12 protein-coding genes and 1 pseudogene are annotated in these 16097 nt (G+C 49.0%); 6 read left to right on the top strand and 7 right to left on the bottom strand.

The window, feature by feature from the left end; translation table 11 throughout:
* Positions 1–42 precede the first annotated feature (42 nt).
* Both B0180_RS04635 and B0180_RS04630 read left to right on the top strand, forming a co-directional pair.
* Entirely contained in the window at positions 43–1248 is a 1206-nt protein-coding gene (locus B0180_RS04635) for an efflux RND transporter periplasmic adaptor subunit (protein ID WP_143821271.1), read from the top strand.
* Between the two features lie 9 nt (positions 1249–1257).
* A complete protein-coding gene (locus tag B0180_RS04630; RefSeq protein ID WP_078255866.1) occupies positions 1258–4317 on the top strand; it encodes an efflux RND transporter permease subunit in 3060 nt (1019 codons plus the stop codon).
* 15 nt (positions 4318–4332) lie between these two features.
* Here B0180_RS04630 and B0180_RS04625 read toward each other — a convergent pair whose 3' ends face one another.
* The 3 genes from B0180_RS04625 to B0180_RS04615 form a co-directional block, all read right to left on the bottom strand.
* Positions 4333–5067, bottom strand: coding sequence for a proteasome-type protease (locus B0180_RS04625; protein WP_078255865.1), 735 nt, complete (start codon positions 5065–5067; stop codon positions 4333–4335).
* 115 nt (positions 5068–5182) lie between these two features.
* Entirely contained in the window at positions 5183–6013 is an 831-nt protein-coding gene (locus B0180_RS04620) for a transglutaminase family protein (protein WP_078255864.1), read from the bottom strand.
* Positions 6014–6016: 3 nt separating this feature from the next.
* Positions 6017–8155, bottom strand: coding sequence for a circularly permuted type 2 ATP-grasp protein (locus tag B0180_RS04615; RefSeq protein WP_078255863.1), 2139 nt, complete (start codon positions 8153–8155; stop codon positions 6017–6019).
* A 291-nt stretch (positions 8156–8446) separates the two neighbouring features.
* Between B0180_RS04615 and B0180_RS04610 the strand changes: the two genes are divergently transcribed.
* From B0180_RS04610 to B0180_RS04600, 3 genes and pseudogenes are all read left to right on the top strand, one after another.
* Entirely contained in the window at positions 8447–9049 is a 603-nt protein-coding gene (locus tag B0180_RS04610) for a glutathione S-transferase family protein (protein WP_049238103.1), read from the top strand.
* A gap of 30 nt (positions 9050–9079) precedes the next feature.
* Positions 9080–9322, top strand: a complete 243-nt coding sequence (locus B0180_RS04605) for a DUF2789 family protein (protein WP_049238104.1) — start codon at positions 9080–9082, stop codon at positions 9320–9322.
* 129 nt (positions 9323–9451) lie between these two features.
* Positions 9452–9999: pseudogene (locus tag B0180_RS04600) on the top strand (DUF924 family protein).
* On the opposite strand, the gene coaE reads toward B0180_RS04600, so the two are convergent.
* From coaE to pilB, 4 genes are all read right to left on the bottom strand, one after another.
* Positions 9991–10626 (bottom strand): dephospho-CoA kinase, encoded by a 636-nt coding sequence (gene coaE / locus B0180_RS04595; protein WP_078255862.1) that lies wholly within the window; start codon positions 10624–10626, stop codon positions 9991–9993. The pseudogene B0180_RS04600 and the gene coaE sit on opposite strands and share 9 nt — an antisense overlap.
* Positions 10627–10760: 134 nt before the next feature.
* The gene (locus B0180_RS04590; protein WP_078255943.1) at positions 10761–11531 is read right to left on the bottom strand and encodes a prepilin peptidase; all 771 of its coding nucleotides are present in this window, start codon (positions 11529–11531) and stop codon (positions 10761–10763) included.
* Complete coding sequence (locus B0180_RS04585; protein ID WP_078255861.1) at positions 11531–12817, bottom strand: type II secretion system F family protein; 1287 nt, start codon at positions 12815–12817, stop codon at positions 11531–11533. Before B0180_RS04585 ends, B0180_RS04590 begins: the two co-directional genes overlap by 1 nt.
* 6 nt (positions 12818–12823) lie before the next feature.
* Entirely contained in the window at positions 12824–14521 is a 1698-nt protein-coding gene (pilB, locus tag B0180_RS04580; protein WP_078255860.1) for a type IV-A pilus assembly ATPase PilB, read from the bottom strand.
* A 156-nt stretch (positions 14522–14677) separates the two neighbouring features.
* Here pilB and B0180_RS04575 point away from each other — a divergent pair, with 156 nt between their 5' ends.
* Positions 14678–15901, top strand: a complete 1224-nt coding sequence (locus tag B0180_RS04575; protein WP_078255859.1) for a multidrug effflux MFS transporter — start codon at positions 14678–14680, stop codon at positions 15899–15901.
* The last annotated feature ends 196 nt before the right edge of the window (positions 15902–16097 follow it).

Raw genomic sequence — 16097 nt, 5'->3', positions numbered from 1 at the left:
GAGCAAATAAGCATTAATTAAATGGATGAAAATGGTATTTTTATGACTGCTAATCAAAATTACAAGTCACCAACTGCTCGACCCCTTTGGCAATGGATTGTGCTTTTTGGGGCGGGCATTATCATTGGTGCGCTCATTGGGCGATTTATGCTGTCACCAAGCCAAGAGCAGGCTTTGGATAAGTCATCTGACCAAAGCCAAAGCGCTGTCGTGATGGCAGTGGAGGCGGTTTATCCTACGCCGATAATGATCGAAAATCGCTTGGCGGCTAATGGCGTCGTGGCTGCGGTTGAGACGGCAGAAGTTGGCGGTCAGATCAGCGGTGTTGCCATTGAGCAGGTGCTTGTAGAAGTTGGTGATTTTGTCAAAGCTGGGCAGGTGCTCGCCACGCTAGATACGCGAACTTTTGCTCAGCAAGTGCGCTCAGCAGAAGCCGATCTTGCCACAGCAGTCGCTGCTCAAGAAAAAGCGGCTGCCGATTTGGCGCGCACTGAGCCATTATTAGCCATTGATGCGGTGAGCCGCCAAGAGGTCGATGCTTATCGTACTGCGCTTCGACAAGCCGAGGCGAATGTTGCTGCCGCCAAAGCTAATGTCGACAGCGCTCGCACCAATCAGCAGCGCGGAAACATCACCGCACCAGTCAGCGGTATCGTCAGCGCCAAAAATGCCCAAGTCGGTGCGGTGGTGTCAGGCGCTCCACTGTTTAGCATCATCATAGATGGCGCGCTTGAATGGCAAGCTGCGCTGCCACCTGCCGATGCAGCCAATATCCGTGTGGGGCAGACGGCGTCCGTTGAGATCGCAGGTCAGCAGGTGATAGGACAAGTCACGCGTCTAAGTCCTGTCGCCAATGATAGCCGAGATATGACAGTGCATGTGCGTCTGCCAAGTGGCAGCGGTGCCAGTGCTGGCATGTATCAGTCTGGCGAGTTTTTATTTGATGCCCAAAGACATAATGCTGTGCCATTGAGCGCATTGATGACATCTGATGGCTATGATTATGTTTGGCAGCTCGTGCCAGAAACAGGTGGCGATGGGCAAGCGTATCATCGGGTTCAGCGTGAACAAATCACGATCATTGCCCAACAAGACAATCAAATCGCGGTCAGCTTACCTGCGGATGCGCTGATCGTCGCAACCAGTGCCAGTTTTTTGAATGATAACGATTTGGTGACGGTTGCTACCATCAATGGCGCACCATCTGATGCTTTGGGCGCATCGCCTAGCGCCAATAGTGTGCGCTAAGGTGGTGTGATGAATTTTTCAGCCTATTCCATCAAAAATCCGCTGGTTGCGATTTTATTTTTTACGTTAATGACGATTTTGGGGATTTATGGATTTTCTCAAATGAAAATTCAGCAATTCCCCGACATTGATTTGCCGGGCGTCATTACCACCATTACTTTACCTGGTGCGACGCCAGATCAGCTTGAAAGCGACATCGCCAAAAAAGTTGAAAATCAAATCACGAACATCGAAGGCGTAAAAAACATCCGCACCACGCTACAAACGGGCGCGGTGACGATTTTTACTGAATTTGAGCTTGAAAAACCCAACGACGAGGCGCTTGATGATGTGCGATCGGCGGTCAGTGAAGTACAGGGCGATCTGCCCGCTGCTGCCAATCCGCCGGTGATTTCTAAAGTCTCGACGGCGGGATTTCCTGTGGCGACTTACTCGGTGTCTGTCGATGGGATGAGCGAGGCTGAGCTGTCTTGGTTTGTCGATGATGCGCTCACCAAGCAGCTGTCTAACATCCCGGGGATGGGTAATATCAGCCGCATCGGTGGGGTTGAGCGGCAGATTTTGGTGCAGCCAAAGCTTGATATGATGACCAGTTTATCCATGCCCATCAGTCAGCTGTCAGGACAAGTTTATGCCAAGTGGCAAGACGCTGCCGGCGGCGAATCAAAAATCGGCAATCAAACCCAAACCATACGCGTACTCGGTTCAGGTCAAAGAGTCCAAGATTTAAATGGCTTACAAATTACCACGCCGACGGGCACAGCCGTGCGCTTAGACAGCTTAGCTGTCATCGAAGATACGCATGCAGACATCGCATCACTGGCAGAGCTTGATGGTGAGCAGGTCGTCGCATTTAGCATCACGCGCTCAAAAGGGGCAGGTGAGGTCGAAGTGGTGGCAGCGGTTGATGATGCCCTAGAGGCGATGCAGGCACAAATGAGTGGTCTAAAAATCGAAAAAATCGTCGATTATGCCGCGCCCATCGAAGAAAGCTATCAAGCCACCATGCGCATGCTGATCGAGGGCTGCATCTTGGCGGTGATCGTGGTGTTTGTGTTTTTAAGGGACTGGCGCGCGACTTTTGTGGCGGCGACGGCATTGCCTTTATCGATCATTCCGACCTTTTTTATCATGTATTTATTTGGCTTTAGTCTGAACATGATCTCGCTTTTGGCGCTGACCTTGGTGATTGGGGTGTTGGTGGATGATGCGATTGTTGAGATCGAGAACATCGTGCGCCATTTAAATATGGGTAAGCCGCCCATGCAAGCTGCAATCGAAGCGGCAGATGAGATCGGACTTGCGGTAGTGGCGACGACCTTTACGCTGATTGCGGTGTTTTTGCCGACGGCGTTTATGAGTGGGGTGGTTGGACAGTTTTTTAGTCAATTTGGTTGGACGGCGGTCATTTCTATTTTTATGTCATTATTGGTGGCGCGTCTGCTTACACCGATGATGGCAGCATATATGTTGAGACCTTCTAAACATACCGAAAAGCCTGCCGGCAAGCTGATGACAAATTATCTGAAAGTCGTAGCATGGACGCTCAAGCACCGTGCCATGACGGTGCTGATGGCGGTGGGATTTTTTGTGGGTTCGCTCATGTTGGCAGGGCTTTTGCCATCGGCGTTCATTCCGCCTGATGAGATGAACCAAACCCAAGTTACCATTGAGCTGACCCCAGATGCAACCATCGATGATACGCTGCGCATCAGCCAACTGGCTGCCCAAAAAGTCCAAGCCATTGATGGAGTAGAAAGTGTACTCATGGCGGTGGGCGCTGAACAAAACACAGGTGACCCAAGCAGTATGCGCGGCGCGTCGGTCAATACCGCAAATCTGGATATTAAGCTTTCTGACCGCACTTTACGCGCAAGCAAAGTGGACATCGAATCCCAAATCAATCAAGTATTATTGACAGTGCCGTCCGCACGCTTTAATGTCGGTATCTCGACAGGCGGCGGCGAGGCAGGGTATGTGTTTTCGGTGACTGGCGCGGATAAAGCGCAGCTTGACGCCACCGCCCAAGCCATCATCAGCCAGATCCGCGCGCTGCCGACAGTGGCAAGCGTCATCAATAATCGCTCTTTGCCCAGACCTGAGCTGTCTGTGATCCCCAATGAATTGGCGATGGCGGACAAAGGCGTGACCACCACTGACCTAGCCAATACACTGCGCATCGCCACCCAAGGCGATTATGATCAAGCCTTACCAAAGCTTAGCCTAGATACACGCCAAGTGCCCATCTTGATTCGCCTAAATAATAGCGATAAACAAAACTTGACCAATTTAGCCAATCTGTATGTGCCAAGCTCAACTGGGATGCCTGTGCAGGTCAAAGATGTGGCGAGCTTAAAATTCGCCACAGGTGAAGCCAGCGTAAGCCGCCTAAATCGAGAGCGTGCCATCAAAATCACCGTCTTGCCTGTCAATGATGCGCCTTTAGGAGATCTGATTGACAGCGTCAAATCCACCCAAATCATGCAGAACTTGCCTAATGGCGTTCGTATTATCGATGAAGGGCAAGCAGAAAACATGGCGGAGCTGTTTTCAGGCTTTGTGCTTGCGATGGCGGTTGGGGTGTTTTGTATTTTTGCGGTGCTGATGCTACTGTTTCATCGCGTGCTTCAGCCATTGACCATTTTGATGGCGCTGCCTTTGTCCATTGGTGGGGCATTTGTAGGTCTAATCGTGACAGGCAGCAGTATGTCGATGCCTGCGATGATTGGATTTATTTTGTTGATGGGCATTGCCACCAAAAACTCCATTTTACTTGTTGATTATGCCATCATCGCCCAAGATGAACAAGGATTAAGCCGCTTTGATGCGCTCATCGATGCCTGTCGCAAGCGTGCTCAGCCCATCATCATGACGACCATCGCCATGGGAGCGGGGATGCTGCCTTTGATTATTGGCTTTGGGGGCGTGGATTCAACATTCAGCCGTCCGATGGCGGTAGCAGTGATTGGCGGTCTGATGACCTCAACGCTGCTAAGCTTGGTGGTCATTCCCGTCTTTTATGCACTGATGGATGATTTGGGAAAATGGTTCAAAACAAAAGCCGCCTAACTGGCGGCTCAAGACTCACTGCCAATAGTCATCGGGCGAGCGTGGCATCTGTGATAAGATGTGTCTGAGCCCGTCTGCCCAATGATCACGCAGTGAGCCAAAATACGCATCGTTTTCATCGATGCGCTTGCCTACTGGGATGGCTAGGCTGTCGTTATGATAGACGACCAAATCAATCGGCAGACCCACCGATAAATTTGAGCGCATGGTCGAATCAAAAGAAATCAAAATCGCATGCAGCGCATCTTGCAGGCTGGAATGATAATCAATGGAGCGATCCAAAATGGGTTTGCCGTATTTGCTTTCGCCTAACTGAAAAAACGGCGTATCCGTCGTCGCTTTGATAAAATTGCCCTCAGGATAAATCATAAAAATCTCTGGCGGCTGATCTTTGATTTGACCACCCAAAATAAAGCTACTGGTAAAACCACCTGTATCTTGGGCGAGCGTCTGCGAATAAGTGGTGATTTGGCGGACGCATTCACCAACCATCTGCGCTGCATCAAACAAAGTGGCGGCGTTGTGCAGGTTCTGGGGGATGCCAAGATTGATATTTTGCTGAAGCTTGGAGAACACCGCTTGAGAAGTCGCCAGATTCCCCGCCGTTTGTAAGGTCAAAAAACGCTCGCCTTCGATGCTGTATTGATACATTTTACGAAAAGTGGCAATGTTATCCATGCCAGCATTCGTGCGGGTATCACTGGCAAAAATCATCCCATCCTTTAGACGCAGGGCAACACAATAAGTCATACAAATTTTCCAAATACAAAAATCTAAGCCAACCAAGCACCGCCGCGCTGATGGCAGTGCTATTATACGCCTGTCAAAGGGTATTTGTGAATCATTTTTATAGATCGCTTGGTAGCTAAGGTTGGCTTTGGGCGGCTTCATCGTTTAATTGATGAATCCACACTTGGCTGTGCAAATTTTCATAGCCGCCGCCCAAGCGCACACCTCGCACGGGCGCGGCATCTAAATAATCACGCCCGATGGCGACATAGACATGCGCCTGCGGTGTAAAATGCTGATTTGACACATCAAAAGTGTACCAATGCCCATCAATCCAAGCCTCAGCCCAAGCATGACTTGCCATGTGCTGTCCCATCGGCTCATACAGATAGCCTGAAATATAGCGTGCAGGAATCTGCAAATCACGCAAGCAGGCGATAAAAATATGGCTATGATCTTGGCACACACCTTGGGCAAGCTCAAAGGCTTCGGGGGCGGTGGTGCCGACATGAGTGACATTTTGGTAATAGGGCACATGATTCAGTAGCGCCGCTGCAAACTGCTCAAGTAAGGCGCGTTTTGTGCTGCTATCTGAGTGATGATAGTCTGTCAGATGATTTTCATAAAACTGACGCATGGCAGCGCTGCATGCCGTCAAAGGTGTCGGTACGGTATATAGCAGATACGGCACTTTTGGGTCATCAGCCAAATAAGGGGTGTCAGGATTGATGTTCACCACGCCTGAGGCTTGCATCTGTAGGTTATCGTGCGGCTCGCTGCGGCTTAGCACCAGCCACTGATTGCCAAAGCCGTCTACTTGCGATTTGGCGACCTTAGGCAGCATCACTTGCCAATATTCGATGGTTTGGTGAGCCAATGACAGCGGTGTCATGCGGATGTATTGCACGCTGCGCTGTGCCAAATCATGATAAAAATAATTGGTCTGATGGGTAATTTGTAATCTCATGGCTTAAACCCCTTGTGCTAAAATGGCGGCAAATTCATCCCGCATTTGCCAAAAGTTCACCACTTTTTGGGATTTGGCAAGCTGATTTGCCAAGCGCTCAAGCTCACGCCAGCGCGTGTTTTCAGGCAGCGCACTCACCAGCTCGCGGAAGTTGTTGGAGGCGTCTTGCCAATCTTCTTGGAGTAAAATATGGCGCTCCAAAATCTCATAACAGCGACCCAACCGCCAAAACAGCACAACGGTCGCGTCTTCTTGTCTCATGGACTGGTTGCACGCATACAGTTGCAAGGTGGCAGCACGGTACTTGGTGGCGTTTGCCAGTCGCTTGATGAATTGATACAGCTCGGCGCTGTCTTTGCCGATGACGCCTGTGACTTCTTGGACATTTTGGTCGATGGCCTGGGTAGTTTCGGGTATTTTGTGTGCCAGTAGGCAGCGATACAGCTGCTCGGCACTGTCTTGTAGATGACCAGTGTGCTCCAGCCCAAATCCAAGATGGGTGTTAATATGCTCAATCTCAGCCAAGGTCAGCTCGTTATTTTTGAGGCGATTGATCAAGTTGTCATAATGCCGTAGCCGCTCAGTATAGCGACCAAGCCACACCAAGCAGCTGGCAGTTGATAGCAGTAAGATCAGTGATTTTTTGTGATAGGTTTCATCCAAGATGGCTTGGCTGACGCGCGTTAAAGTCAGGTGCGCATCTGCACGATTTTGTCTGCTTGGCAATGCCTTGGTATCCACCACCCAAGTGTCTTTGATACCGCCGCCTTGGGAGGAGTTGACCACCAGAGATCCTTTGATCATCGCCACACGAGTCAAGCCGCCTGGTGTGATATCGACGCTGCCATCGCCATGCGATAAAATAAATGGACGCAAATCAATATGACGCGGCTCGATGCCGTCTTCTGTGACGGTAGGACAAGTGGACAGCGCCAGCGTCGGCTGAGCGATGAAGCCTTCTGGATTGTCAAGCAGACGCTTTCGGTAGGCATCGATTTCTTTTTTGGTGGCGGCAGGTCCGATCAGCATGCCATAGCCGCCCGAGCCTTGGGTTTCTTTGACCACCAGATCAGCCAAATTATCCAACACAAAACCCAGCTCATCAGGATTGCGACATTGATAAGTCTCAACATTGGGCAAAATGGGTTTTTCGTTCAAATAATACTCAATCATCGCAGGCACGAACGGATACATGCTTTTATCATCTGCCACGCCTGTACCGGGGGCATTGGTGATGACGACATTGCCGGAGCGATACGCGCTCATCAGCCCTGACACGCCTAAGATGGAATCTGAGCGAAACGCCAAGGGATCCAAAAAAGGATCGTCAATACGCCGATAAATCACATCGACCTGCACCTTACCGCGCACGCCTTGGATATAGACTTTATTGTCTTCAACGATCAAATCATAGCCATGCACCAATGGCACATTCATCTCACGCGCCAAAAAAGCATGCTCATAGTAGGCGGAATTAAATCGACCGGGCGTCAGCACAACGATTTGCGGATCATATTTGTCGGTGGCGCTGGTCAGGCACGCTTTTAGGCGCTGCGGATAGTCAGAGATTGGCTGGATCGCCATACTATGATAAATCTCACCCATCAGGCTTTCAGAGATGCCGCGGCTTTCAAGCATATAAGACACTCCCGAAGGCGTGCGCAAATTATCCTCCAAAACGCGATATTGACCCTGCTCATCACGGATCAAGTCAATGCCACTGACATGAGAGTAGATGGGCTTGGCAAGCGAAATATTCATCATCCAAGGCTCATAGCAGCCGCTGGCATAGACATACTGGGCGGGCACGATGCCATCTTTGATGATTTGTTGGTGATGATAAATGTCATCCAAAAAATGATTGAGCGCACGAATACGCTGCTGACAGCCTGCCTCAATGGTCTGCCATTCAGACAGCTCGATGATGCGCGGGATGATATCAAAAGGAATCATCCGCTCGATGTTATTGGCATCGCTATAGACCGTGAAAGTCACGCCCTTACGATAAAAAATATTTGCCGCTTGCTCATTGAGCCCGTTTAGTGTGTCATTATTGGTGGCAGACAGCCATTCACCAAGCCCTTGGGCACCTGCTCTGTAGCTACCATCTGGGTTGAGTAATTCATCAAAACTGGGTGTCATCTTATCATCCTTGTCCGTACTGACCGAGTTATTTTGAGTTTAGCATACATTGAGCCAAATAATGAAAACTTTTTATTCAAAATTACTATCTGATCGAGTTTTGTGCTGTTTTACGAAAATGACCAACGAATGCCTGATTAAAATTTATCCAAACACTGCTTAATTTTTTGGTAACATTTGCCAACATTTATTGATAAAAATACACAATAAACCCTGCCACCGACCGTTAAATCTTGTTACAATGAAACCATCTAACTGACAAATTGATTTCAACAACACAAAGGAAGAAACATGAAACTGTATTATGCCCCAGGTACCTGTGCGATGGCTTGCTGGATTGCGCTTGAGTGGGCGGGTGCTGACTACACCGTCCAAAAGGTCGATCCGCATTCTGATGAATACACCAAAATCAATCCTTTGGCGCAAGTGCCAGCGGTGGATATTGATGGACGCATTTTTGGGCAAGCAGGTGCGATTTTGCAATATATCGTGGATACTTATCCGCAGGCAGACTTGGGCGCAGGCGCTGATCCTTTGGATAAATTTGAATTTGATGAAGTGATGAGCTTTTTAAGCTCTGATTTGCACCCTGCATTTTGGCCATATTTTGGTCCACAGCGTTATACCACAGGCGAAAGTGATGCTGACATCGCTAAGGCAAAAGAAGCGTCGTATGCGCGCATTGACCGTGCGATGACTCATTTAGATAAGCTCATCGGTGATGGCACGCATGTATTTCAAGATAAAAAAACGGTCGCCGATGCTTTGGCATTTGTGATGGTGCGCTGGTCAAGAAACTTAGAAAAATCTTGGGAAGCATATCCAAACATCGCTCGCTTTATGCACGCCATGAATGCCGACGAAGCGACGCAATATGTGCTTAAAAACGCCTAAGACGGCTTAAAATCAACCCAAGGAGAAAATATGTTATTAAATACCGGCGATCACCACACCATCAATGAGCTGTTTGAGCAGCTGGGCTTGGATAGTAGCGATGAAGCCATTGAGCAGTTTATCGCAGATAATCAGCTGCCAGAAGATGTGCCGTTGAATGAAGCGCCATTTTTTAATGAGTCGCAGCGCAATTTTATTTCTGAAGCGTGGAAAATGGATGCGGTATTTGTGATGGCTGTAGAAGAGCTGAACGCACGCATTCATGGGAATTAATGACTTCATCGTCATTGCCAAGACTCTTCACCATAAAAAGATGGTCGTTATGATCATCTTTTTATTTTATATAGGCTTTTAGTGTAACGCCTATTAGATCAGCCATACTGTACTATTAAGGAGAAGATAATGCATCCTTTGGCACAATCGGTATTGGAATTTTGGTTTTCAAAAGACGCTCAGCCGCTGTGGTTCGCCAAATCTGCTGAATTTGATCAAAAGATTCGTGATCAGTTTGATGAAGTGCTAGAGTCGGCGGCAGCGGGCGAATGCGCGGATTGGCGCAGTGAGATGTTGGGTCGGCTGGCTGAGATCATTGTGCTTGATCAGTTTTCACGCAATATCCATCGAGACACACCCCAAGCCTTTGAGACCGATGGTATGGCACTGGTACTGGCACAAGAAGCGATCGCATTACCTGAGTTTGAGTCTTTAAACCCAGATCAGCGCAGGTTTATGCTCATGCCGTATATGCATTCAGAGTCTAAGCAGATTCACGAAAAAGCCATGACGCTGTTTGAGCAATTCACCGATGCGACAACAGTAGACTATGAGCGTCAGCATAAGCTGATCATTGATGAATTTGGGCGCTATCGCCATCGCAATGCGATACTTGGGCGACCCTCTACCGCACACAAGAGCAGGCGTTCTTAAAAAAGCCGAATACGTCATTTTGATCCATGCTGTGCTGCCATCGCCAGATAGTTTTGGTGAAGCGTATCAAGAGCTTGGTGTAAGTCGTCCAGCGTTTTATCATTGACTAAGATATCTGCACCGATGTCTTGAGCCAACGCCAGTCGCTGCGCTCGGCTGATTTGCTTATCGATGATGGCTTGGATCTGAGCAGGATCATGACCATCGCGCTTGGCGGCACGCTGCCTTTGAGTTTCAGCGCTGGTATCCACGACGAGCACATGATCACAAAGCGACAAAAGATTAGGCGATTTATGTCGCCCCTCAAACAACAGCGGCACCGAAAGTATCGTATAAGCAGACTGCGAACCGTTAAGCTCATCTAAGATGGCTTGATGAATGGCAGGGTGTATGATGGCATTTAGCCGATCCAAAGTCTGTGGGTCGTTAAATACCCGCGCCCGCACCGCCGCGCGATCATATCGTCCTTGACCATCAAGCACCCAGTCCCCGAGCGCCTCTTTTAGGCTAATCAAAAGCGGGCTACCGTCCGCCGTCAAGCGATGAGCGATGATATCGGCATCGACCACTGTGATGCCTTGCTTGCCAAGATAGTCGCTGACAGCGCTTTTGCCACTGCCAATGCCACCAGTTAAACCCAAGATGAACATCCTTTCTCCTTATGATATGTCTAAATTTATGCTAAATTCACTGTCGTTATCATTTGATATGAATGAACAAAAGCCCTGCGACCAAAAGTGTAGCATATCTGACCAAAGCAATGAAAAAGATTTGATCAAAGCCCTTATCCGATCCCAGCAGACTTTAAGTATTCACCAAAGAGCAAAACCAACCACGCTGCCATTATCAGATAGGGTCCAAAAGCAAAAGCAGATGCCTTGCCTTGATGTCGTTGAATGATGATGCCTGCCACCACGCCCAGCGCTGCGGCAATAAACACAATCATAGGCAGCTGCCATGCGCCAAGCCAAGCCCCACAAGCAGCCAAGAGTTTGGCATCGCCAAGCCCCATGCCATCTTGTCGGCGCACCAAGCGATACAAGGCATTGATGAGCCAAAGCACCAAAAACCCACCCACCGCCCCAAAGATGGCATCCGAAGGCGTGGTCAACACCCCAAAGCCATTTGCCGTCAAGCCAATCATGCCAAGCGGCAGTACAAGGCGATCGGGCAGCAGCTGCACGCGATAGTCGATGCTTGATAGCCCAAGACCAAACCACACAAAAATCACCGACAAAGCACCAGTAATGGATATGCCTTGAATAGCCAGTGTGCCTACGCTGAGCAAGGCGCTGAGCAGGATCATGATGGTATATAAATAAGCAGGTGCCACTTTTTGATGATAAGGCGACCCAAAGCCTGTCAAAAGCTTATCTTGAGCGTCTATTGAAACGACAGGATCGATCATCTGCGTCGTCTCTGCCTGCCACTCAAGCATCATTCGATGGGGCAGGGCATACATCAAATGTGTCAGATATCCGCCCACCCCTGCGCCGAGCAGTGCGGCTAGGGCATACCACGCCCAGTCAGGCAAAGATGCCAATATCAAAGCCATCATGCGCCCATGCTCATATTAAATATTGGTAAATACATCGCCAGCACAAGCCCACCGATTAGCACGCCCATGATAAGGATGATGGCAGGCTCAATCATGCCAATTAAGGCATCGGTTTTATCCTTGACTTCTTTGTCATGGTGCTTGGCAACTTGATCAAGCATCTCAGACAGCCGACCTGAGGCTTCACTCACCGTCACCATCTGCACGCTCATGGGTGAAAATAGTTTGGCATCTGACATGGCTTGCCCCAAAGGCGTGCCAGTTTTAACAGCTTTTGCGATCTTTTCGCTCGCATCTAAATACAGCACATGATCACAGGCACGCCCCGCCAATAAAATACTCTCTGCCAAAGGAACGCCCGAGCCAAAGGTGGTGGACAATGTCTGTGCAAAACGCGCGCTACCAACCGCTTGGATCAGCTTACCAAAAATCGGCAAGCCAAAAGCAGTTTTGGCACACCAAAGTCTTAGGCGGGCGCTGGTCTTATAAACATAAACAAATAGCCCAATGCTCATTGTCAGCACCAAAAGCAGTTGCCAAAAATACGCTGACAGCCACTGCGACAGCGACAGTACCCACAGCGTCACGGTCGGCAGCTCATCGCCCATGCTGCCAAAGCTTGCCGCAAAGCTTGGCACAACCTTTAAAAGCATCACGGTGCTGACGATGATCGCGGTCAATGCGATGGCGGCAGGATAGCGTAGAGCTTGATTGAGCTGAGATTGGCGAAGTGCTTGGTGTTCGGCGTGTTCGGCGGCTCGCTCAAGCATGATATCAAGCGCACCAGATTTTTCGCCAGCATCGATGAGCGCCAGTGTGAGGCTGCCAAATTCTGGATGAGCGCTGATCGCTTGGGCGAAGCTTTCTCCTTGCTCGATGCGCTGCTTAATTTGAATCAGTTTGTTTGATAGGCGGCGGTTCGTCGTGGTGTTGGCAGCGATATCTAGTGCATCGGTCAAAACGACCCCTGATTTTAACAGCGTCGCCAAAGTGCGAAGACTAAGCAAAATCTGCTTATTGGCAATCGGGCGCTCAAAGTGCCACCGTGTCCGCTTGGCAGTCAGATGGATGTGATAAAAGCCTTGTTTGCGCAGACGCGCCTTGGCTAGGCTGACATTATGGGCGCTGATTTGACCGTTGACCGATTTACCATCATGAGACTTGGCACGGTAATCAAATGTGAGCATTTTTGGCGATTTGGATAAGTTATCCACAGAAGGGCGATCTGAGATGATCTTATTCTTAATGCCTTGATTAATCAAAGGTTTATTTAATTTTTTCATTAAAAATTATACTTTATCCACAGGATTATCCACAGAGCTTGAACGGCTTTGCCATGATTCAGAAGTGACGCGATGCATCTCAGTGAGGCTGATCTGACCAGCAATGACTTTTTTGATGCCCGCTTGTCTGAGACTGTCATGACCTTGAGCACGCGCCCAAGCATCGATTTTGGTAGCGGATGCCTGTGCCAAAATCAGTTCAGCCATGGGCGGTGTGATGGGCAGCACTTCAAAGATACCCACTCGCCCCTGATGACCGTCCTTACATTTATGGCAGCCGACAGGCGTATAAAGCGTTGGACGCTTAGCGATGTCTTGATCGCTAAATCCTGCCGATCTGAGTACATCATCTGGTAAGGTGGTGGGCTGTTTGCAGGCGTCGCACAGTCGGCGAGCCAGCCTTTGGGCGATGATCAGGCTTAAGCTGCTTGCCAAATGAAAAGATGGCACGCCCATGCTGTGCATACGCGTGATGGTATCGCTGGCTGAGTTGGTGTGCAGCGTTGATAAGACCAAATGCCCTGTTTGGGCAGCGGTGGTGGCGATTTGGGCGGTCTCAGTATCGCGAATCTCTCCGACCATAATTACATCGGGATCTTGACGCAAAAATGCTCTGAGCGCATCGGCAAAATCCAGCTGTACTTTGGGATTGATATTAACCTGATTGACACCAGGCAAATTAATCTCAACAGGGTCTTCGCAGCTTAAAATATTAATTTCAGGCTGATTGAGACGCATCAAAGCGGTGTACAGCGAAACTGTCTTGCCTGAGCCTGTGGGACCTGTCACCAAAATCATGCCTTGAGGGCGCGAGAGCGCATGAATGAATAGCTGTTTTTGGGCGTCATCCATCCCAAGCGCATCTAGCCCAATGAGCGCATGAGCAGAGTCAAGCAGTCTTAGCACCACCTTTTCGCCATATAAAGTGGGCAGCGTACTGACACGAAAGTCCACCGAGCGCCCGTCTTGAGCATCAAACTTCAAGCGCCCGTCTTGAGCGCGGCGACGCTCAGCGATATCAAGATTTGCCATCACTTTGATATAAGAGGCGATCTTGGCAGCCAAAGATTTGGGTGGATTATGTATCACTTGCATCACGCCATCAATGCGAAAGCGGATGCGATAACTGGCATCATAAGGCTCAAAATGAATGTCGGAGGCTTTTAGGCGGATGGCGTCGGCGAACAGCTGATTGACAAAGCGTACGGTGGGGGCGTCGTCCGCTTGAGATTGGGGGCTTGATGCTGTTTTTTGGGCATCATCAAACGTGCCTGCACCCAGATACAGCCCATCTAATAAGGCGGAGAGCTTATCTTCTTCGACAAGCACAGGTCGGATCTGACGGCGCGCATGAAAGCGAATGGCAGCGATGGCATCTTTATCGGTCACATCACTCATGGCTAGGGTCAGCGTGTGCTCATCATAGCTTAAAGGCAGCATCCGATATTTGATAAACAGCGCAGGGTCCAGGCCAGTTTCGATGGCTTGATTAAGCTGATTGGGCAGCTCATAAATGGGCAGATTTTGGCTTAAGCTTTGGAGGCGCGACAGCTGGGCTGCGTCCATGAGCTGGCTTGTGACCAAATGCTGAGCAAATGAGCGCTGCAACTGCTTGGCGTCGGCGGCGGCTTTTGATAAGTCGTCTTCTGCCATCAGCTGATGTTGTAAGATAAGGCGAGCGAGGGGCGGCAGGGCGGTGGTCATGAGATGGCTTAGGTTGATTGGATCATAAAGGACTTATTATCATCGAAAACGCAAACTGTGCGCAAGGTATTTTGACAGTTTCTAAAAATTAAAATTAACACAGCTGTGATACAATAATGATTTTTACGATAAACCCATACATAATTATAGATTAAAATGACAACAACAAATAACCACGATACAAAGTTTCCCGCACTTTGGGTGATGATGCTGGGCGTGATGGTCGCCATCGGACCGTTATCAATTGATATGTATTTGCCGGCTTTTCCGAGCATGGCAGAAGATTTTGGCGTCAGTGTCAGCACCATTGCCAAATCTGTGCCGGCGTATTTTTTGGGATTGGTGTTCGGGCAGCTGTTTTATGGACCGTTCAGCGACCGTGTTGGACGGGTTAAGCCCATGTACTTGGGCATGACCATTTTTATCATTGCATCGATCATCTGCGCCATGACCAATAACGAATATGTATTATTCGCTGCAAGAACCTTGCAAGCATTAGGCGCCTGCGTGAGCGCAGTCGTAACCCGAGCTGCCATCAGAGACACCCTTAATCCAGTCCAATCGGCGCGTGCTTTTAGCTTAATGGTGCTGGTGATGGGCATTGCGCCGATCTTGGCACCCAGTTTGGGTGCGCTGATTTTAAGAGTGGCAGATTGGCACGGCGTATTTTGGTTTTTGGCAGGCTTTGGGGTGCTAAACTTGCTTTTGACCAAATTTTTCTTAAAAGAAACCCTAAAGCCTGAAAATCGCAATACCCGCCCGATGTCCGAAAGCTTTGGGCAGTATCTTAGCTTGATGAAAGATCGTACCTTTATGCTGCCTGCAGTGGCGGCAGGGCTACTGCAAGGTGCGTTTTTTATTTATTTATCCATCTCAAGTGAGCTGTTTATGGTGAATTATCACCTAACCGAGCATCAGTTTGCCATCGCTTTTGGGATGAATGCCTTTGGATTCATTGCGCTAACCCAAGTGAATCAGTTCTTGACCAAGCGTTTTCATTTGGTGAATTTGCTACGCACTGGGGCGCTGATTCAGTTGATCGCTGCTGCGGTGCTACTGATACTGGGTCTAAGTTTTGGCGGTGCGGCGAATTTTTATTGGGTATTTGCCAGTATCTTTATTTGTATTGCAGGGCTAGGTTTTACGCAGCCGAACGCGACCGCCATCGCGCTAGCATTTCAAAAAAAGCGTGCAGGCTTGGCAAGTGCGCTACAAGGCGCGCTACAGTTTTCGGTAGGTATTTTTGGCGGTCTACTCATTGGCTTGTTTGATTTGGATCCTGTCACTAAGCTTGGCATCACGACCAGTATTTTGGTGGCGATTGGTACTTTTATGGTGTTTTTGATTGATCCAAAGCTTGATTTATCTAGCATGGACTGAGCACTTCTTTAGGGCGCCACCAAGCCCAAAATGATCTTGATAAAGACCGATTTTGTGATCAATGATCAAGCCGATTATGCCATGAAAGGGGGATGAAATTTTCATCCCTTTTTTGATTTCATGAAAACATCGCCTTAAAATCTGTTATAATAAAAAACATTTATTTTTGATGATATTGCCACCTTTTTGGCGTCTT

The organism is Moraxella canis (assembly GCF_002014965.1).
Classification (GTDB): domain Bacteria; phylum Pseudomonadota; class Gammaproteobacteria; order Pseudomonadales; family Moraxellaceae; genus Moraxella; species Moraxella canis.
Note: the sequence above shows the minus strand (reverse complement) of the source record. Positions and strands in the feature narration are given on the sequence as shown.